The following is a 19,701-nucleotide window of genomic DNA, read 5'->3' on the forward strand; positions in this document are numbered from 1 at the left end:
TTTAAACCAGCTCTCTTAAGATTTCTATAGCTTTAAACATAGCTTTAGCCTTGTTTAAAGTTTCTTCGTATTCTTTTTCAGGGTCAGAATCAGCCACTATCCCTGCTCCTGCTTGAAGATAACAAACCTCTCCTTTTTGGAAAATAGTCCTTATAGTAATACAAAAATCCATATTACCTGAAAAACCAAAATATCCTACAGCACCTGCATAAGGACCTCTTTCCTTCTTTTCAATTTCAGCGATAATCTCCATCGCCCGTATTTTGGGAGCACCAGAAACCGTCCCTGCAGGGAAAGTAGCGGCAAAGACGTCAAACATGTCTAACCCTGGAATAACCTCACCTTTAACCCCTGAAACAAGATGCATCACATGAGAATAACGTTCAACCACCATCAACTCATAAACCTCAACCGTCCCATATTTACAAATCCTACCAAGGTCATTTCTCCCAAGGTCAACCAGCATGATATGTTCAGCTAATTCCTTCTTATCTCCTTTTAAATCCTTTTCCAACTCCTTATCTTCTTGTTCTGTTTTTCCCCTCTTTCGTGTGCCTGCGATAGGTCTTGTCTCAACCAAACTGCCTTCCATTCTTACTAAAATTTCTGGAGAAGAACCGATAAGCACCTCATCGTCAAGTTTTAAAAAAAATAGATAAGGCGAAGGATTTACCTTCCTTAAAGCCCTGTAAAAAAGAAAAGGAGGAACCTTAGATTTAAAAGAAAACCGCTGAGAAAGGACTACCTGAATGATATCTCCTTCTTCAATATATTTTTTTGCTCTTTCTACCATGGAGCAAAACTTTTCTTTAGTAATCTCTGGTTGAGGAGAAGCGATAGAGGTTATTTCGAAAGGCTGATAAACAATTTTAGAAAAAAAGATAAGGTCTTTTATCTCACAAACCTTAGCTACCGCCTCTTGATAAACCTTAGAAACCTTCTCTTTTTGGTCAATCCTTACATTATAGACGATCTTTAGGGCATGCTTAAACCTATCGTAAACTAAAACCACCTCTGGAAACATAAAATGTAGGTCAGAAAACCCTAAAATCTCTTCTCCTACAGGAATTTTTTCGAAAAATCTTACCGTTTCATAACCTATAAAACCTACTGCCCCTCCGAAAAACCTTGGTAAACCATCAACCAACGCACAATCTACTCCTTTGATTAACTTTCTTAGCTCGTTAAAAGGGTTGGCGCTAAAAAAGTTATCTTTAAGGATAAGACCTTCATTTTGTCTCTCAAAAAGCCAGACCTGTTGGCCTTTACTTTTAAACACCAGATAAGGGTCTATCCCTATAAAACTATACCTTGCCCACTTTTCTCCTCCTTCTAAGCTCTCAAGTAAAAAGGCATATCTTTTCCCTTCCCCTAACTTGTAAAAAAGCGAAATAGGAGTGTCTAAATCACAAGGGACCTCTGTGTAAACAGGGATTAGATTATATGTTTGGGCAAGGTTTTCAAAAACCTCTTTGGTAGGGGAAATTTTTAAATCCATCCTTTTATCTCTTTAAACACCTTGTCTGCCAGGTCTTCTAAGTTTTCAAAACCTATCTCTTTTTGTGTACTCTGTCTCAAATCTCTAAAAACGACCTTTTTCTCCTCCCACTCTTTTTCTCCTAAAAGCAAAACATGCTTAGCTCCCAGTTTATCTGCATTTTTAAGCTGGGCTTTAAGTGATTTTTCTTCATAAGTAACTTCGCACCTTATACCTTTTTCTCTAAGTTTCTGAGAAAGAATAATCCCTTGTTTAATCAAGGGCTTACCCAAAAAAATTAAATACAGCTCAGGACAAAGCTTATTTGCCAAAGACTTTGGGTCAAGAAGACCTTGCTTTTCCTCATCCCCAAAAACAGAAATAGCCCATCTCTCAAGGCCTATAGCAAACCCTATGGCCGGAAGTTCAGGCCCACCCAGCTCTTTCAATAAATAATCATACCTACCACCTGCACAAACCGTATCTTGAGCCCCTAAGCCTTTAGCCTTAACCTCAAAAATAGTCCTTACGTAATAATCTAAACCTCTTACTAACCTGGGATTTAAAGAATATTCTATTCCTAAAAACTGTAAGGCTTCTCTAAGTTCTAAGAAATGAGCTTTACAAGCCTCACATAAAAACTCTGTAATCAAAGGACTTTCAGAAACTACCTGCCTACACCCTTCATTTTTACAATCAAGCACCCTTAAAGGGTTTCTGTCTATCCTTCCCTTACAGGTTTCACAAAGTCCTTCTTTATGTTGCTTTAGAAAAGATAACAAAACCTCCCTGTATTTGGGTCTACACTCAGGACAACCGAGGGTGTTTAACTCCAAAGTATAAAGGTCGTTTAACCTCTCAGAAACCTCAGACAAAGGACTTTTTAAAATGTTTAAGGCTAAAGCAAGAACCTCAGCCTCTAAATAAGGATTTAGGTCTGAAAAAACCTCAAGGTCTATCTGATAAAACTCTCTCAACCTACCTTTTTGAGGACGCTCATGCCTAAACATAGGACCTATGGTAAAAAACTTTAAAGGCTTAGGCCTTACATAAAGTCCATGCTCTATCAACATCCGGCAGATACCAGCCGTGGCTTCAGGACGTAAAGTGAGCCACTCTTTATTTCTGTCCTCAAAAGAATAGGTTTCCTTTTGGACTATATCTGTAACCTCTCCTATCGACCTTACAAAAAGCTCGGTTTTTTCAAGAATAGGTATTTTTATCTCTTTAAAGTTAAAAAGTTTACACCAAAAGCGTGCCTTATCTATTAAATATTCGTACTTTACAAAATCCTCTGGCAACCAGTCTTTAAAACCTCTTACTGCCTGCAGTCTCATCTAATATCTTCCCCCCATGATTTAGCAAGAACCACCCCTCCCATCGGCATAAAAACCCTTTCATATCCCTCAGCTTTTAACCATCTTACCACTTCATAAGACCTTGTCCCTACACTACAAACCACTACCAAATCTTTATCCTTGGGAAGGTCTTTTATCTTCTCTCGTGCGATTTGATAAGGAATGTTAATCCAATTTGGATATTTCTGAACCATCTCTTTGGCTTCTTCTGGGGTCCTAACATCTACTATCAACAAGCTTGGATCTTTTTCCTTAAGCCTTTTCAATACTTCATCCCATTCTATAGGGGTAAACCTTTCAAAAATCAAATTTTCCGCTACATGCCCTGTCATATTAATCGGGTCAAGGGCGGTGTTAAAAGGTGGAGAGTATGCAAGCTCAAGCTCTACTACATCTTGGATTGAAGGTCTTTCTAAAAGTAATGCTGACATAGCATGCACCCTTGCTAAAGTGCCATCTGTGTAAGGACCTATTGATTGGAAACCTAAAACCTTAGCGGTTCCTTTATCAAAAACCAGATGATAATAAGAACAACCTATAGAAAAGAAATGAGCTCTTTCGTGCTGGATGTTAAGGGCATAGGTGGCATCTACAAAACCTTCTGCCTTGGCTACCCCCAAACTAATCCCACAGCCCCCTATAGCCATATCAAAACATTTTAAAATAAAAGCTCCTATCGTCCCTCTAAACTTAGCATATCCTCCTGCGAGGTTAGTTCCGATAACCCTCCCTTGCTTATTAGCTAATGACCCTTGAGGCATAAGCATCTTTTTTCCGGTAATAAGATGTAATACCTCTACACAGTCTCCGCCTGCATAGATATCTGGGTCTGAAGTTTGCATCCTCTCATTAACCACTATCCCCCCAGTAATAGGAGAAACCAAAAGTCCTGCCTGCTTAGCCAAGTCTGTATTCGGGATTACTCCTGTAGCTAAAAGCACCAAGTCTGCTGGATAAAAACTGTCTTCTGTTCTAACCCCGACTACCTTGCCTCCTTCTCCCACTATTTCTTTAATCCGTGCGTTTAAAACCACTTTGACCCCTTTTGTCCTTAAATGATTTTCTACAATTTTTGAAAGAACAGGGTCTATAAGCCTTGGCAAAACCTGGGGAAAATATTCTAATAAAGTTACCGGAAGCCCCCAGGATTCCCCAAAAGCCTCTACCACCTCAAGCCCTATAAAACCAGCCCCTATGACTAAAGGGCTTTTTACCTCTCCTTTTACCAGCTTCTCTTTAATTTTTATCGCATCATGAAGGTTAGAAAGGGTATGCACCCCCTCAAGCTCAACCCCTGGAATAGGAGGAATTTTAGGTTTGGTGCCGGTAGCTATCACCAATTTATCATAAACTATCTCTTCAGTTTTTCCTGTATCTAACCATCTTACCTTAACGGTTTTTTTCTTTCGGTCTATTTCCTCTGCCTTGACCCTGGTTAAAACCTCTATACCTTTAGCTTCTTTAAAAAAACGTTCGTCTCTTATGGCATGAAAGGTGGTTCTTCTCAGCTCATCTATATGAGACACATCTCCAGTAAGATAATAGGGCATACCACATCCGCCATAAGAAATATACTGGTCTTGATCTATCATCAAGATTTCTGCGTCTGGACGCAACCTCTTAAGCCTACAAGCTGCCCTGGTTCCACAAGCTACAGCCCCTATTACCAAAACACGCATTTATCCCCCCTCAGTTGATTGTGTTTTATGCATTTTAACATAAAATGAATTATTTTAAACTAATCTAAAAACAAGAAAGCTAATCCACCATGCTAAAACAAAACTGTAGACTAAAAACCCTAAAGCAAACCTAAGATTACCTTCTCTTGCCATCGTGATAACCGTTGCCGCACAAGAGTTGTAAATCAACACAAAAACCAACAAAGAAAGAGCCTGCCTAAAATCTATAAGGCCTTTTATCCTTTCTTTAAGCCCTACTTCCTCTTCTTCTACCGAAAAAGAAGAAGGAAAAAAGCTTAAAAAGGAAGCAAAACTTTGCTTTAAAGCCTCTCCTAATTTTAAAAACTGTTCTTTAGCCTTCTCTTTTGGGTCTATCCTTTCAAAGGCTTTTTCCTTTTCTTCAGAAACTATAACCCCTAAATTACTTAAAATAGCCTCTCTGGCTAAAAATCCAGAAACGACAGAAGTGCTTATCCTCCAATCTCCAAGCCCTATAGGAGAAAGGACATAGCTTAGAGCCTTGCCAAGCTTTGCTGCATAGGTATTTTCTATGTTTTTCTCTCCAAAAGGAAGGTTTAAAAGCAACCACACCAAAAGAGAAACCGCAAAGATAACCGTCCCAGCCCTATAGATAAATTCTTTAACATAAACCTTGGTTATGTTAAACACAGTCTTCCAAGCAGGCATCCTATAAGGAGGAAGGTCCATCACAAAATGAGATAACTCTTTTTTCAAAAGGGTTTTTCTTAAAACAAACCCTGTTAATACTGAAAAAACAATACCCAGAAGATACAACCCAAAAATAAGCCCCACAGGGTTTTGAAAAAAGGTAAAGGCAAAGAAAGAAAAAACCACCAATCTTGCAGGACAAGAAATAAAGGGAATCATAGCCATAACCAGTAGTTTATCTTTAGTTTCTTGAAAAGTCCTGGTTGCAAGTATAGCAGGTACATTACACCCAAGCCCTAAGATAAGAGGAATAACACTTTGTCCATGAAGCCCTATCTTATGGGTAAACCTATCCATCAAAAAGGAAACCCTCGGAAGATAGCCTGAAGTTTCAAGAAGGGTTAAAAAGAAATACATCACCGCAACCAAAGGTAAAAAAGAAAGCACCACCCCTACCCCACCAAAAAACGCATTAGCTATAAAATCTCTGAAAAACTCTGAAACCCCCAACCCTTCCAAAAATTGATAACAAAGAGGAGCCAAAAAGTCTTGTAAAAATCCGTCTATCCAGTCTATGATAGGCTTAGAAAAATCAAAAGAGATTTTAAAAAAAAGATACATAATTAGGAAAAAAAACAAAAAACCAAAAACCGGGTGCAGTAAAATCCGATCTAAAGTTTCTGTAAAATTTTCTTTTGGGATAAGTTTGCGTTTAACTACCTCTTTAGCCACCCCTCTTGTCAAACTAAGCCTTTTGTCTTTTATCAAATCCGTTAGCTCTGGATATTGCTTTTCCAGCAAACGTAGCCTCTCAAACTTGGTTAAAGGTTCTTCTTCGGAAAAGCTTAAGGTTTTAAGCCTTTCTTCTATTTCTTGAGGATAAGAAATTTGAAAAGGTATGGTCTTTTTTTCATAAGCCTCAACCACCGCAGGTAAAAGGTCCTTTACCCCCTCTCCTGTCCTACCTATGGTCTTTATCACCCTAACCTTTAAGAGCTCTGACAACCTTTCTATGTCTATAGAAATCCCTAACTTTTGGGCCTCATCTATCATATTAAGGGCTAATACCATAGGTTTACCCAGGTCTAAAAGCTGACAGGTAAGATAAAGGTCTCTTTCTATTTTTGGGGTTTCTACTACGTTAAGGATAACGTCATACTCTCCTGAAAGCAAAAATTCAACCGCTACTTTTTCATCCTCAGAAACCGCCTGCTCTAAAGTATAAACCCCAGGAAGGTCTATAAAATAAACCTCATAGTCTTGAAAAAAAGTTTTCCCCTCTTTTTTCTCAACGGTTACCCCAGACCAGTTGCCTATCTTGAGGTTAGACCTTACCAAATGGTTTAAAATACTTGTTTTTCCTACGTTAGGATTACCTACCAAGGCTACCCTTATCGTTTTCATTTTAACCGTCCTTTTTACTTAATAATTATATAATTATTAAATCTAAAGGGACCTCAGAAACTACCTTTCCTCTTCCTTCTTCTACAAAAACCATGTTTTCAAGCCTTATACCAAAGTTATTAGGAAAATAAATCCCTGGCTCTATCGTAAAAACCATCCCTTCTTCTATCCTTAAGTTTGGATCTGCAGTATAAACCACCCTTGGTGCCTCGTGCACCTCAACCCCTATCCCATGCCCAGTAGCATGAATAAAATACTTAGCAAGCCCTTTTTCCCCTAAATATTCTCTTATCACCCGGTCTATCTCAGCAATCCTTTCTCCTACCCTTACTTTCTCAAAACCCAACCACCAAGCATCTCTAAGTATAGTATAAAGTTTTTTAAATTCAGCCGGAGGGTCTCCTAAGTAAACCGTACGGGTAAAATCGGTGGCATATCCTTTCCACATCATCCCAAAGTCTAAAAGCAAAACCCCTTCCTTAGAAAGGGAACTTTCCGAGGTCTCCCAATGAGGAACAGAGCTGTTTTTACCAAAAGCTATGATCGCAGGGAAACTTTCTCCTTTTCCCCCTAAGGAAAAAAGATGAGAAACCAAAACCCCTCTTAAGGTAAGCTCTGTAAAAACAAGCCCATCCGATAAGAAATTTTTTATCTCTTGTAAGGTTTTATAAAACAACTCATCTGTCTTTTTTACCCCTTCTTTTAAAACCTCAAGCTCCTTTTTAGACTTTATCATCCTTAGCTGGCTTAAAGGCTCAAACATCCCCACCAGTTTAACACCTCTGGTTCTAAGCCCCTCTTTAAAGGCACAGCTTACCTTGTCCTTTTCAAAACCTAACCTTTTAATCCCTATCCTTCGGATAGCATCTCTTAGAAATTTTAGTGTGTCCCCTTTTATCTCAACAACCTCCCAACCTGTAAGCTCCTTTTGTGCTTTTTCATAGTAGCGCGGGTCAGTCAAAAACCAAGCCTCTTCCTTAGTTAACAAGACATAAGCATTAGTTGACCTAAAATTAGAAAGATAAAATACATTGGCTTGCGAGGAGAAAAGAAACCCTTCTACCCCCCAATTTTCAAACTGTGCCCGAACTTTTGCCAACCTTTCCTTTATTTCTTCTTCCATTTTTTCCCTCTTTTATCAAATTCTGACTTCTTTTTGTCAAAATTGAAATTCAATCTAAATTTAGAAATTTACTGCAAATCATGATTTTTGCAAGATTTAAAAAAATTATGAAAAAACTGAAACGAAAGCAAGGGAATTTCCTATCTATTTTTAAATAATAACCATAATCTCAAAAATTTATGCTTGACAAATTTTTATAAATTATATAAAAAATATCACATAAAAAGATTGATATTTAAAAAAGCCGTATGAAAAAGATTAAGGCTTTGCCTTTATTTTTTGAATTAAACCAGCCTTTTCGCAAACATTTAGGCCTTATTCCTAATACCCTTCTCAAAAAATTAGACAAAGTCTATAACTGCCTTGGGAGTTCCAACCCTAAAAAAATCCGTCCTTGTATTTTTTGGAAAGAAGCCGAGACAGGTTACTATAAACTTGTATTTCTAACCGCCTCTTATATATCCCCTCTAAAAATCGATTTATCTCTATGTTTTCAGAAACAAAAAATTTGTTCCAAATTTCCTTTTTATAATACTTCTTATGTCATTTCTCCTTTAGGTAAACCCCTTTGTATATCCCTTAAATCTCCCGAAGACCTACTTTCTGATTTTATCTATTGTGGAAGCTGTGAAGATTTAGAAATATTAGACACACTTATTGTAAACCATTTTTACTCTTCTTCTGATACTACAAAACGATGAAAGATTATAAACCGATATTACAAAAATTATTAAACAACCAGTGTTCACCTAAAGATTTTGAATTACTAAAGAAAGACTTTAAGAAACTGCTCAAAAGAGCTTTTAAAACCCATTTTACCTCTTATATAGAAAAAGTTTTTGCTAAATATTATGGTCCTGATTATCTTGAAGCTTTATCCCAAGAGCTTTTTGTAAAAATCGTATATCAAAAAGATACCCTTCTTAGTCTAAACTTTATTCACGAAAACTATCTCTTTGCTATGGTTGTAAACTTGATATACTATCATCTTTCTTCAGGGTTTAGGGTATTGGAAAAAGAAGTAAACTTTGAGGACCTTTTTTCTCAAAAAGACCAAGAAGAAAAGGAACTAAAGCTTGAAGAAAGTATACCCCAAGTTTTTATTAATTACTTAGAAGACCAAACCCTTCTACATCTTAGTTTTTCTTTAAAACAATCTTTAACCAAAAAAGAACTTGAAACCTTATGCTGGTATATATTAAAGAATATCTATAAACATAAAAATCAAACCTCCGAAAAAAGAGATGCCTTTTATAAAAGATGGGAAAGATTAAAGCCTAAGCTTAAAGAAATTTTAGTAAGAGAATTGTTAGAGGACACAAATACCTATAAATTTTTTGAGGTTATTAAGTCAGAAATTTGTGAAAAACTTGATTTATTAAAAAGTAAGAAATAACTGTGCCTTTTTAAAATTTATAAAAGGATAAATTTTATGCCTTTGGAAGACCAGATAAAAAAAGATTTTGAGTTATACAGAACTATTTCATCCGAAGAAATTGAATTGCTACCTGTTAAGAATCCTCAACCTGTCAAGGTTGGGGACTTGAGGGTTATTCAAGCTATGCCACCCGTTTATTTTGTAATCGTAGAAGAAATGTCTTTTTATCAAGAAAAACTTTACAAAGCGGTCGTGCTAACTGAAGAGATTTCTTTAGGTTGGCTTTCAAAAGAAACCCCTCTTTTGAGAATTCCAGAGAGTAAAACTTTATTGGTAGCATTGCCGTTTTGGATTTATTTAGAAGATCTTTTCGTTAGCAAGTTCCTAAAGAAAATAGGGACATTGAAGATGGAAGATATAGAAAAGCTTCTATCTTACGCAGAAAAAACTAATATCCCTAAAACCCTTCAAGGAGAATACATTCGTTTAGTCATGCAACGGCTTGCACCTTTCAATACGGCAAGTCTTCTTAATTATCTCGAAAAACTTGAAGAATACGAAGAATCTCCTCAAATAATTAAGCTTTCTCCTTCTATAGAAGAAACTTTTAAAGAATATTGCTTTCAAAAAGCAGCTTCTTCTAAAGAAGTATTTAAAGGGAAAAACTTTTTGGCTTTAATAGAAAAACTTCAGTCTTATGCGAGACTAATTATTTATTTACCCCAAGAATTTATAGGAAAAAACGTTTCTATCTGGATAAAAGGCCAAAAGTTTTTTGAAGGAGAATTGAAAAAAGATAAACTTATTTTAGAGCCCCTTCCAGCCCTTCTTGATTATTCATTTCTTGAGGAGGAGCTTGATGTTCAGGTTTGAAGTCTTTGAAGAGGATCATCTTTTAAAGTTTCTTTGGCAGGGTCTGCTTGATGAATACATAGAGGATTTATTTTTAAGGTGGGACCTTTTTTCTCCTAAAATCCAATTTGAGTTAATACATTATGTAAAGACACGTTTAAAGGATGTTATTAGCCCCAAAATTATAGCTCGCGCCCTAAATATAAAAAACTCTGATGCCCAAAAAATACTTACAGCTAAAGAAAAAATCTTTGAAGTCTTGCTTGTAGAAAAAGAGGTAGAAAAGGCTAAAATTTCAGTAAAACCCTATAAAGGTTTGGCTATTCCTGAAACCTCTAAAATCATAACCAACCTTCCTGAATTAAGAAGTCCTCTATTAACGATAAAAAAATTTTTAGGAACAAGTTTTGCGGTTTTTTTTGAAACCTATTTTACCGGGAAAAGTTTTATGCTTCCTTTAGCGGTAGCACTTTCTATAGCTAAAATTCCAGAAGATTTAAGGTTTACAGGTGCTTTAAATTCCAAAGGAGACCTTTTAGAGGTAGACCACATTAAAGAAAAATTAAATTACACTAAACAAAATAACCTTAGACTAATAACTCCATTACAAGTAAAACATTTTAACGCCATTAAAACCTATCTTGAAAACGATAGATGGGATATTCCTTTTTATGTAACCTCATCAGGAAAAGAAGAGTTTAATATGTTTTTAAATTCCTATACAGGGACTAAAGTTTTAGCTGAGTTTGAAATCTTAAAAGGTCTTGAACTTTTTTATAATCTTCAAGAAGACAATTTTTATATAATCACAGGACAACTTAACTCTAAAGAAGACTGGGAAAAAACCTGTAAAACTTTTGCTGAAAAAATAGACCGTATAAAAACCTGCTTGCCTGGTATAAAAACCTATCATTTAGGCTTAAGAGGGCCTGTTTCCCTTGGTTTTGCTTTTGGGGTTCTTTTTTCTCATTTTGACCCCTTTGTTTTTTATCATTATCAAACGATAGAAGGAGAAACTAAATACCATCCTATAAAGGTCGAAGAGCCAAGATTCTTTAAAGAAAGGCTAAAGGTTTATCAATACTTAAAACCTTCTTTTGAAAAAAAGGGAGAAGATTTAGTGATTGTGCTCAACTTTTCTCACCATGAACCAACCGCAGATGTTAAAAAGTATGTTTCCTCAATTTTAAGAGAGCCATCTTTTCTTATTCTTGAAACGGAGTTTAAAGGAAATTTACCGATAGAAACTTTTCGTGAAGTGGCAAAAGAAGCTGCAAGCTTTATCCAAGATGTCAGAGAAAAATATTCTTTTAATAGTTATCACTTTTTCTTCTCATGTCCTGTTGTTGTAGCTTTTATGATAGGGCTTGCCTTTGGTCATTATGTAGATGGCCAGATTTACAACTTTCAAAAAGGTGAAAATTTATATCAACCGGTTATCGATTTTAAATTTTTAAGAAAAATTAGAGAAAAAAGGTCAGATTAGGTTAAAAATGCTGATTTTTATAAAACAAAAAGTAAAACAAAAAGTTTATTAAAAGGAGTAGTCTTATGAAAGATCCAATCCTTTATAAAACCATTTTAGCTGCACTACTTCATGACTTAGGTAAAGTTTATCAAAGAACAGGAGAAAAATTGCCCGCTGAATTTTTAGAAAAAAATCGTGACTTATATCAGCCTAGTTATAGTGGATATTACACCCACAACCATGTGCTATATACTGCTAAATTTATAGAAGATTTAAAAGAATTTATCCCCAATTATTTTTTACAAAAAGAAAACGCAGATTATTCGCTTATTAACTTAGCTGCTAAACATCATAAACCTGAGTCAATTTGGCAATTAATCATTAGTGAAGCCGATCAATTAAGTAGTGGATACGAAAGGAGAAGGTTTATAGAAGAAACCAATCCTGAAAAAGGAGAAACCTCAGCAGATGTCCCACTCCTAAGTCTTTTTGAGGATGTTAGTTTAGACAATAAATGGAAAGAAGGGAAATTAGAGAACTACAAATTTGCCTACAACCTTGATAAATTAAAACCTGAAAGTATTTTCCCAACCGATAGAATTGGGAAGATGGTTTCCAAAGAAAAATATAAAAATATCTGGGAAAACTTCATCCAAAAATTCAAACAGCTTTCTTCTCAAAAAGGTAGGCCTGAACTTTGGTTAGAAAGTTTAAATACTTTGATGTTAGAATATTTTTTATTTGTGCCTTCGGCAACGGTTGGAATCTCCTCTACTAATAAGTTCGAGAAAATCCCAACTGACATCTCGCTTTATGATCATGCTTATTTCACCGCAAGCCTTGCCTCAACGTTATATTTATATCATACAAAAACCAACACCCTTTCAGAAAGTCATGTCCAAAATAGAAAAGAAGAAAAATTTCTATTTATAGAAGGCAATTTCTATGGTATCCAAAAATTTATTTTTGCCTCTGGAGGAGAAACAAGAAAATGGGCTGCCAAAATTTTAAGAGGCCGCTCTTTTATGGTATCTCTTTACACAGAATTAGTAGCTGATTACCTTTTGAGAGAATTAGGTTTGCCTTTTGTCAATTTACTTTTTTCTGCTGCCGGCAAATTTTTACTTTTAGTCCCTAATATAGAAGAAATAAAAACTAAACTTAAAGAATTAGAGCTAAAAATCAACGATTGGTTTTACGACCATTATTTTGGAGAAGCCTCCATAGGTTTAGTATATACAGAGGCTAAACCTGAAGAGTTATTATATGAAAATGGATACAATAACCTCATGAAACGTTTAGGTCGCAAATCCGAAGAAAAGAAGTACCAAAAATTTGACCTTTTAAGATATGGTGGCGTGATAAAAAATTATTTTGAAAAATTTTCAGGAGCAGGTGTTTGTAAGATTTGTGATAAGAGACCTGCTGAAATTCAAGAAAAATTCATAAAAGATGAACAAGAGGAAATTATTCACGTTTGTCGTTTATGTAATGACCATAAAAAATTAGGTGAGTCTTTAGTAAAAAAGAAATATATCTTAGTTTTTACTGAAAAAAATAAAAACATGTTAAATTCTATTCCTATTTTTAATAAATACTGGATAACCTTTGAAGACAACCCTGATGTTATTCGAGGTTTACTCTCAGAAAAAGGCCTTATTCATATCTGGGATTTATCTTTACCTAAGGATAAAAAAGAAAACAATAAAGACATCTTTGCTAAAAAGTTTATTAATGCTTATGTACCCTACGATGAAGAAAGCAAAGAAATTTTAACCTTAGAGGAACTTGCTAAAAAATCATTAACCAAAGGGGACGATAATAAGATTTACGGAATAGAAGCACTTGGAGTAATTAAAGCAGATGTAGATAATCTGGGAACAATTTTCTATCGCGGACTGCCTGAAAGCAAACGTACTTTTTCTCGTTATTTAACTCTATCTCGTATGTTAAACCTATTCTTTGCCTATTATTTACCTTATCTTTGTCAAACCCAATACAAATTAATATATAATGTATTCTCCGGAGGAGACGACCTATTTTTTATAGGCCCATGGAAAGAGTGCTATGCTTTTGCTTTAAAAGTTAACGAGCTTTTTAAGAAGTATGTTTGTAATAATTCTGCTTTTACCATATCAGCCGGATATGTTCTTACCAAACCTAACCTCCCGATTATTGAACTTGCAGAAAAAACAGAAAACGCACTTTCCCAAGCCAAAAAAGATGGGAAAAATAGATTAAACATTTTTAGAAAAAGTATATCCTGGGAAGACATTCCCGAGTTAGAAAATCTCAAAGATTATCTTATATCTCTTTGTAGCAACCAAAAAGAAATTTTGAGTAGAAGTTATTTGTACAAACTCAACCAAATCCTTGAAATGGTTGAAGAAGCTAAAAGAATGATAAGTATGGCAGATAAAAACACAAATTCAAAGATTGACTTAAAGGAGTTAGAAAATCTTTTATGGCCGAGTTTATTTTATTATTTTACTGTCAGAAATTTTGATAAAAAAAGGTTATTAAAAAAAGAGGAAAGAGCACAAAAGATGGAAGATTTTATAATAAAAATTAAAAACGCTTTAGAAAAACACGGAGAGGCTTTTAGATTGCCTCTCTGGCAAATACTATACTCTACAAGGAGGGCAGGATATGACTCAAAGTAAATTTAGAAACAATCAAAGTTTCAATCAAAGACAGAACTTAGACAGAAGGCAACAAGAAAATACCCAACCGTTGCCTGAAATAAAATTTTGGGAAAACAAAAAAGAAGGATTGGTAAACCCTTTACTTTTTTCTGATATAGCCTACCAATGTTCTGAAATTATTAGTAAAGATACAAAACGCAATAAACGGTCTCAATTACGTAAGTTCTATGATGAAATTTTATTATTTTACGACCGTTTAAAGGTAACAAAAGAAAGTTTTCCTCAATTTTTACCTTATATAAAATTACTGAGAGCTAAAGCTTACTATTCCTTAGGAAGAAAACATATAAACGACGCCTTTAAAGACATGATAGAAAAATGTCTAAATCAAATTGAAACTTGGGAAGATTTTGAAGTGTTTAAAAACTTCTTTGAGGCTTTTATGGGATTTTATCGTTATCATAGAAAGGATGATTAACACAAGATTATAATTAGAAAAAAAGGAGGTTAAGCATGGAAAAAACACTTCAACTTCAAAAAATTTATCAAATTAAAGGTAAAATTAAACTTTTAACCGGTTTGCACATCGGTTCAGGTAATACTGAAATGCATATCGGTGGGGTTGATAACTTAGTAGTTAAAAATCCCCTCACAAACGAGCCCTATATACCTGGGTCAAGCTTAAAAGGAAAAATTAGAAGTTTACTTGAATATTATCTTGGACTTCCTACTTATTCTGAAAATGTCGATCCTAATAGTGGTGGTATAACCTCTCATAAACTCTTAAACAATAATTCCATCCCAAACGAAATTAAAGAAAAAGCAACGCTCATTTTAAAACTTTTTGGGCTTTCAGGTTCAGGAGAAGATGTTCTTAAAAAGATAGGTCCAACAAGGGTTGCCTTTGCTGATTGTTTCTTCACCGAAGATTTTAAGAAAAAAATTACCAATGAATGTTTACCGTTTACAGAAATAAAAGCCGAAAACCGTATAAACAGAATAACCGGAACCGCAGAACATCCTCGTTTTATAGAAAGAGTGCCTGCTGGAGCAGAGTTTGATTTTCAGATTACTTTAAAGATCTATAATACAGAGGATGAAAAACTTCTTGAGGCTCTATTAAAAGGGTTGAAACTTCTTGAACTTGATTACCTTGGTGGTTGTGGCTCAAGAGGATATGGGAGAATAAAATTTGAGTTTGAAGATGAAAAAATAAAAGAAAAATTCGATAAAATTCAACTTTTTACTTAAATAATGTTAAAGTGTTCTTAGGAGGGGTAAGTTGAGAACTTATCAAATAAACATTAAACCCTTAACCGGCTTTGGAACTCCTTTAAAAGGTGACACCCTATTTGGTCAGCTTTGTTGGCAAATTCTTTATGATAAAACCTTGCTGGGTAAAGATTTAGATACCTTACTTAGTGAATATTCAACAAATCCATTTTGCATCATTTCTTCAGCTTTTCCCTACACGGATGGCAAAATATATCTCAAAAAACCGTCATTACCGTTACACTATTTATACGATCTATCCGAAGATGACTTAATAAGCAAAAGAAAAGACTTAAAAAATCAAAAATATTTCGTTTACCAACCACCTCTCCCTCCTCTTAACAAAATCGAATATATATCCCCCTTGGATACAATTTTGAGTGAAGATGAACAGGTTAGGTGTACGATTAATAGATTTTCTGGCACAACAAGTAGAAGTGGTTTTGCTCCCTTTGTTGTGCCTAAAACCTGGTATATGACAGAGCTTGCAATTTTTGTTGGTGTAAGAGAAGACCTTCCTATTGAAGGAGTAGTTGAGGCTCTAAGAAGAATAGGAAGTTTTGGGTTTGGAAAAGATGCTACGGCTGGTTGGGGAAAATTTGAAGTTGTAAACTATAAAGAAATAAATTTTTATTCTCAAATTAAAAACACTGAAAACGCTTACTATACGCTATCACCTGTCCTTCCTGAGGAAAAGGTTAGATATATTCAAATATTTTATGAGCCTTTTTTACGTTTTGGAAGACATGGTGATGTGTTGAGCTCCTCTGCTAATCCCTTTAAAGCTCCGGTTTTATTAGCCGATGAAGGAGCTATACTAATTCCTGAAAATTTTGAAAAGAAAGCCTACATAGGAAGGGCTATATTTAACGTCTCCTCTATATTAGAAGAGGCAGTAACACAAGGATACTCTTTGGTTATACCTGTGGAGGTAAATCATGGAAAAATATAAAATAACCATCGAAGTTTTAAGCCCTATTCATATAGGATGTGATGAAGTATTTTCTCCTCTTGAATTTGTAATAGACAGCCAGAAACAAATTTTAATAAAGTTTAATCTTTTCGACTTATTAGAAAAGTTATCTCCAGAAGAAAGGACTGAGCTTAACAAAATCTCAAACAAAAAAGATGTATCTGCTTTAGTGGATTTATATAAATTTTATGCCTATCGGATAAAAGATAGAGTTAAAAGACTCTCTAACATTAAACAATATGCTATACCTTCTGAGCTTGCTAAAAGATATGAAGAAGTCTTAAAATTACCTCAAAAAGATATTATTCAAAATTTTAACAATTTTGAAATCCCAAGAACTTATTTTAACCCTTACACAGACCAACCTATAATACCAGGAAGCTCCCTCAAAGGCACTTTAAGAACAGGTTATTTAGAGGCTTTACTAAGACAAAAGATAGAAGAAAAAAGCATAAAAGATTTAGCCCAAAAGATATCCCAGATCAACGTAAACACTCGTCCTAAAGAAATAAACGGATTATTCAATGAATTAGAAAAAAATTTGTTAAAATATAACAACCCTTCAGAAGACCCCTTTGGGTCGTTAAAAATTTCTGACTTAAATCTTAAAAACCCGATAGATACTAAAATTTTATATAAAGTAAACGTTAGTAAAGAAAAAGGAGAACCTAAGGGGAGACTTACCCTTCCTATAGAGGTTATTCCTCCAGGGGCTTATTTTGAAGGCACTATGGAAATAACACAAGCTACAAATAGAGATAAAATTAATTTTGATGAACTTAAAAACAGTATACATAAACATTTTATATCTATCTTAGAAAAAGAGTATAAGCTTCATAAAAACTTAAACTTTAAAATGTTTGTGTTAAACCCTTTTCATAAAACCCAAATTAAAGAAAAGAAAGCTGTTTTTATCAAACTTGGTAAACATTCCGGTGCAGAGGCTATGACCATAGAGGGTATAAGAAAAATCCTAATCAAAAAAGCTGGAGGGAGAAAAGAATATAGCACATCACCAACGACCATCTGGCTTGCAAGTGAAAGAAAACAAGATATATCAAATGCTATGCCCTTTGGATGGGCTATTCTTTATTTTGAGAAGATTGTATGATAGTAGAAATACCCTATAAAATTTTAAACCTTGACTGTGAGCCGGAAGATGAACTTTATTTACCCTCTTTTAAAGGGTCCTCTTTTAGAGGGGTTATAGGAAGGACTTTAAGAAAAGCTCTTTGTGTGTTAAAAACCTACAAAGATTGTCGTCAATGTCCTCTTTATCTAAATTGCTACTATGCCTATATTTTTGAAACCATACCTAATCCTGAGAAGCCTCTACCTTTTAATTTGCACAAATATCCTTCTATACCTCATCCCTTTGTTATAAAACCACCAGAAGAAAAAAAAACTTTATACAAAAAAGGCGAAACCTTTTCTATTAAAATCGTTCTAATTGGAAAGGCTACAGCTTACGAACCTCATTTTATTCTTGCTATGCGTTTAGCAGGAGAACATGGAATAGGAAAAGGCAATAGGAAATTTTTTATTACTAACTATTCCTCTACGGGTATCTTTAAACAGTCTATAACCTTTGACCTTAACAGTAACCATCCGTCTATTTCTGAGCTTACTTTGCAACTTCTTACACCTTTAAGACTAATCTACGGAAAAAAATTGGTAAAAAACTTAGAATTTCATCATATTATAAGAGCGCTTTTAAGAAGGATTACCATTTTATACTATTTTCATGTTTCTGAAAACATACCAGAGATACCGGTTAAAGGGTTAATAAATCTTGCGGAAAAGATAAAAACAGTTCAATCAAACCTTAAATGGTTTGATTGGGAGCGATATTCTTATAGACAGAACCGTAGGATGGTTCTCGGGGGCCTAATAGGAGATATAACCTTTGCTGGAGAACTTAGCCCTTTTTATACCTTGCTTAAGGCAGGGGAGATATTCCATGCAGGTAAAAATACCTCCTTTGGGCTTGGAAAATATAAAATCCTAACCTCAGGAGAGTAGTATGAAGCTAATTTATCAGATAGGAAGGCTTGATGCAAAAAGTTTTGAAAACATTAATTTTTTTTATAAAGATAAAGAATATTCTGCTCAGCTTAGCTCTTTTGTTTTAAAAGAACATTTTGAAGAAAATAAAGAAAAATCTAAGGTAATTCTTATTTATCCAGTAAGTCTTTTAATAAACAAATCTTTTCTTAACAATACCCAATTTCCTGAGGTTTTAAAAAATACAATAAACAATATTTTAACTAACCCAGAAAATTATTTCGTAAATCCTCGTAAATACTTTATGGAACATCCTCATTCAAAAATAGCTGATGATTTTATAATAATTCACAGCATAGGACAATATGAAGGGATTAACTTTTTCGCCACTTTAGAAGACCTTATCCTTGAAATTTTTATAGACTTGGTTTCTCGCTATCAAAAAGAGCCTTTTTCAGAGCTTTACCTTGATATTTCAAGCGGACATAATATATATGTTTCAGCCCTTCTTGAAGCAGGGAGATTATTTTTCACCTTTTACAAACTCCAGAACTTTCATTCTAAGAACGACGATCTTCAAGTTTATATAACTTTCTCTGACCCGATTTTACCTCCATATGATAGAAAGTTTATGATTCGCGAAAAATTCCCTTTAAAGGTAAAAGCGTTTTTCCATTATCCAGAAACTCCTCATAATAACAGCCTTAATGATGGATACGGTGCTTTTGCTAAACTTTTGACCGGAGAAGCTAAAGAATTACGAAAAAAGAAAAATTTATTAAACGAACTTTTTTCTTATGGTTATTTCTTTTACTCAGCTATCAAAAACAATACCCCACTTGTACTCTATACCTGGGAATACCATCCAGAAGAAAAAATTGAAGAAGGTATCTCTGTTATATCAACTTTAGTAAAAGACCGATTGACTGCAAACTACCAAACGACACCAAACTTAGATTTCAACCTATTTAGTAGTGCTTTTCTTATGTTATCTCTTTATAAAGGAATAGTTAGAGTTTTACAAACTTATAACATTTTTAAAAAAGAAGAAGTTTCCCTTACCGAAATTAAAAGTAAGTTTTTAGGTAATGATAGCCTTTATCGATGCTTTGGATTAATTCAAAACATCCCATATCTCTCTCATGAAATAAACAATACCTTTGAAAAGGAACCGGAAAGAGGAGGAATAAACCACTTGATTACCGAAGACTACAAACTCCTGCGAGAATTTATTAAAGGAGAAAGCGACAAAATAAACGACCGCAATTTTCTTGCTCATTGCGGTTTTGAAAGAAATTGTGTTTATGTCAGAAAAAATGAAGAAACCCTATTTATAAAATATAATAAAACGGAACTGCAAAAGATAGAAGAAATTTTAATTAAAAATTAGGGGGGTGTT

Annotated in this window: 16 protein-coding genes; 11 read left to right on the forward strand and 5 right to left on the reverse strand. The window is 34.4% G+C overall.

From position 1 onward, the window contains the following. Position 1: 1 nt before the first annotated feature. From trpE to F1847_RS08140, 5 genes are read right to left on the reverse strand one after another with little or no spacing between them, the layout of a single operon-like run. The gene (trpE, locus tag F1847_RS08120) at positions 2-1,498 is read right to left on the reverse strand and encodes an anthranilate synthase component I (RefSeq protein ID WP_150072555.1); all 1,497 of its coding nucleotides are present in this window, start codon (positions 1,496-1,498) and stop codon (positions 2-4) included. Beyond that, positions 1,489-2,814 carry a histidine--tRNA ligase gene (hisS, locus tag F1847_RS08125; protein ID WP_150072556.1) on the reverse strand — a complete coding sequence of 442 codons (1,326 nt, stop codon included), beginning with the start codon at positions 2,812-2,814 and terminating at the stop codon, positions 1,489-1,491. The genes trpE and hisS overlap by 10 nt, the downstream gene beginning before the upstream one ends. After that, positions 2,811-4,514, reverse strand: coding sequence for an FAD-dependent oxidoreductase (locus tag F1847_RS08130; protein ID WP_150072557.1), 1,704 nt, complete (start codon positions 4,512-4,514; stop codon positions 2,811-2,813). The genes hisS and F1847_RS08130 overlap by 4 nt, the downstream gene beginning before the upstream one ends. A 54-nt stretch (positions 4,515-4,568) precedes the next feature. After that, positions 4,569-6,587, reverse strand: a complete 2,019-nt coding sequence (feoB, locus tag F1847_RS08135) for a ferrous iron transport protein B (protein ID WP_150072558.1) — start codon at positions 6,585-6,587, stop codon at positions 4,569-4,571. Between the two features lie 25 nt (positions 6,588-6,612). Further along, the gene (locus F1847_RS08140) at positions 6,613-7,710 is read right to left on the reverse strand and encodes a Xaa-Pro peptidase family protein (RefSeq protein WP_150072559.1); all 1,098 of its coding nucleotides are present in this window, start codon (positions 7,708-7,710) and stop codon (positions 6,613-6,615) included. Positions 7,711-7,958: 248 nt separating this feature from the next. Between F1847_RS08140 and F1847_RS08145 the strand changes: the two genes are divergently transcribed. The 11 genes from F1847_RS08145 to csx1 all read left to right on the forward strand — a co-directional run bounded on the left by F1847_RS08145 (position 7,959) and on the right by csx1 (position 19,692). Further along, the gene (locus tag F1847_RS08145; protein ID WP_150072560.1) at positions 7,959-8,411 is read left to right on the forward strand and encodes a hypothetical protein; all 453 of its coding nucleotides are present in this window, start codon (positions 7,959-7,961) and stop codon (positions 8,409-8,411) included. Beyond that, entirely contained in the window at positions 8,408-9,106 is a 699-nt protein-coding gene (locus tag F1847_RS08150) for a hypothetical protein (RefSeq protein WP_150072561.1), read from the forward strand. Before F1847_RS08145 ends, F1847_RS08150 begins: the two co-directional genes overlap by 4 nt. A 36-nt stretch (positions 9,107-9,142) precedes the next feature. Beyond that, positions 9,143-9,961 (forward strand): hypothetical protein, encoded by an 819-nt coding sequence (locus F1847_RS08155; protein ID WP_150072562.1) that lies wholly within the window; start codon positions 9,143-9,145, stop codon positions 9,959-9,961. Beyond that, positions 9,948-11,426, forward strand: coding sequence for an SAVED domain-containing protein (locus F1847_RS08160; protein ID WP_150072563.1), 1,479 nt, complete (start codon positions 9,948-9,950; stop codon positions 11,424-11,426). Before F1847_RS08155 ends, F1847_RS08160 begins: the two co-directional genes overlap by 14 nt. Before the next feature lie 65 nt (positions 11,427-11,491). Then, positions 11,492-14,071, forward strand: a complete 2,580-nt coding sequence (gene cas10 / locus F1847_RS08165) for a type III-A CRISPR-associated protein Cas10/Csm1 (RefSeq protein ID WP_150072564.1) — start codon at positions 11,492-11,494, stop codon at positions 14,069-14,071. Beyond that, positions 14,058-14,531, forward strand: a complete 474-nt coding sequence (csm2, locus tag F1847_RS08170) for a type III-A CRISPR-associated protein Csm2 (RefSeq protein WP_150072565.1) — start codon at positions 14,058-14,060, stop codon at positions 14,529-14,531. Before cas10 ends, csm2 begins: the two co-directional genes overlap by 14 nt. 35 nt (positions 14,532-14,566) lie before the next feature. Further along, on the forward strand, positions 14,567-15,304 hold the full coding sequence (gene csm3, locus F1847_RS08175) for a type III-A CRISPR-associated RAMP protein Csm3 (RefSeq protein ID WP_150072566.1): 738 nt from the start codon (positions 14,567-14,569) through the stop codon (positions 15,302-15,304). A gap of 31 nt (positions 15,305-15,335) precedes the next feature. Then, complete coding sequence (locus F1847_RS08180; protein ID WP_150072567.1) at positions 15,336-16,277, forward strand: hypothetical protein; 942 nt, start codon at positions 15,336-15,338, stop codon at positions 16,275-16,277. Further along, on the forward strand, positions 16,264-17,409 hold the full coding sequence (csm5, locus tag F1847_RS08185) for a type III-A CRISPR-associated RAMP protein Csm5 (RefSeq protein WP_150072568.1): 1,146 nt from the start codon (positions 16,264-16,266) through the stop codon (positions 17,407-17,409). Before F1847_RS08180 ends, csm5 begins: the two co-directional genes overlap by 14 nt. Continuing rightward, positions 17,406-18,320, forward strand: a complete 915-nt coding sequence (gene cas6, locus F1847_RS08190; RefSeq protein WP_150072569.1) for a CRISPR system precrRNA processing endoribonuclease RAMP protein Cas6 — start codon at positions 17,406-17,408, stop codon at positions 18,318-18,320. The genes csm5 and cas6 overlap by 4 nt, the downstream gene beginning before the upstream one ends. A gap of 1 nt (position 18,321) precedes the next feature. Further along, positions 18,322-19,692: a CRISPR-associated CARF protein Csx1 gene (gene csx1, locus F1847_RS08195; protein WP_150072570.1), complete on the forward strand. Its 1,371-nt coding sequence runs from the start codon at positions 18,322-18,324 to the stop codon at positions 19,690-19,692. Positions 19,693-19,701 lie beyond the last annotated feature (9 nt).

The organism is Thermodesulfobacterium sp. TA1 (genome assembly GCF_008630935.1).
Taxonomy (GTDB): Bacteria; Desulfobacterota; Thermodesulfobacteria; order Thermodesulfobacteriales; family Thermodesulfobacteriaceae; genus Thermodesulfobacterium.

What these genes read in the sequence shown, in the direction of transcription:
- csm2 (WP_150072565.1), top strand. Translation starts at nt 14,058, where the DNA reads ATGACTCAAAGTAAATTTAGAAACAATCAAAGTTTCAATCAAAGACAG.
- cas10 (WP_150072564.1), top strand. Translation starts at nt 11,492, where the DNA reads ATGAAAGATCCAATCCTTTATAAAACCATTTTAGCTGCACTACTTCAT.
- hisS (WP_150072556.1), bottom strand. Translation starts at nt 2,814, where the DNA reads ATGAGACTGCAGGCAGTAAGAGGTTTTAAAGACTGGTTGCCAGAGGAT.
- feoB (WP_150072558.1), bottom strand. Translation starts at nt 6,587, where the DNA reads ATGAAAACGATAAGGGTAGCCTTGGTAGGTAATCCTAACGTAGGAAAA.
- F1847_RS08145 (WP_150072560.1), top strand. Translation starts at nt 7,959, where the DNA reads ATGAAAAAGATTAAGGCTTTGCCTTTATTTTTTGAATTAAACCAGCCT.
- F1847_RS08130 (WP_150072557.1), bottom strand. Translation starts at nt 4,514, where the DNA reads ATGCGTGTTTTGGTAATAGGGGCTGTAGCTTGTGGAACCAGGGCAGCT.
- trpE (WP_150072555.1), bottom strand. Translation starts at nt 1,498, where the DNA reads ATGGATTTAAAAATTTCCCCTACCAAAGAGGTTTTTGAAAACCTTGCC.
- csx1 (WP_150072570.1), top strand. Translation starts at nt 18,322, where the DNA reads ATGAAGCTAATTTATCAGATAGGAAGGCTTGATGCAAAAAGTTTTGAA.
- F1847_RS08140 (WP_150072559.1), bottom strand. Translation starts at nt 7,710, where the DNA reads ATGGAAGAAGAAATAAAGGAAAGGTTGGCAAAAGTTCGGGCACAGTTT.
- csm5 (WP_150072568.1), top strand. Translation starts at nt 16,264, where the DNA reads ATGGAAAAATATAAAATAACCATCGAAGTTTTAAGCCCTATTCATATA.
- cas6 (WP_150072569.1), top strand. Translation starts at nt 17,406, where the DNA reads ATGATAGTAGAAATACCCTATAAAATTTTAAACCTTGACTGTGAGCCG.
- F1847_RS08160 (WP_150072563.1), top strand. Translation starts at nt 9,948, where the DNA reads ATGTTCAGGTTTGAAGTCTTTGAAGAGGATCATCTTTTAAAGTTTCTT.
- F1847_RS08150 (WP_150072561.1), top strand. Translation starts at nt 8,408, where the DNA reads ATGAAAGATTATAAACCGATATTACAAAAATTATTAAACAACCAGTGT.
- F1847_RS08155 (WP_150072562.1), top strand. Translation starts at nt 9,143, where the DNA reads ATGCCTTTGGAAGACCAGATAAAAAAAGATTTTGAGTTATACAGAACT.
- csm3 (WP_150072566.1), top strand. Translation starts at nt 14,567, where the DNA reads ATGGAAAAAACACTTCAACTTCAAAAAATTTATCAAATTAAAGGTAAA.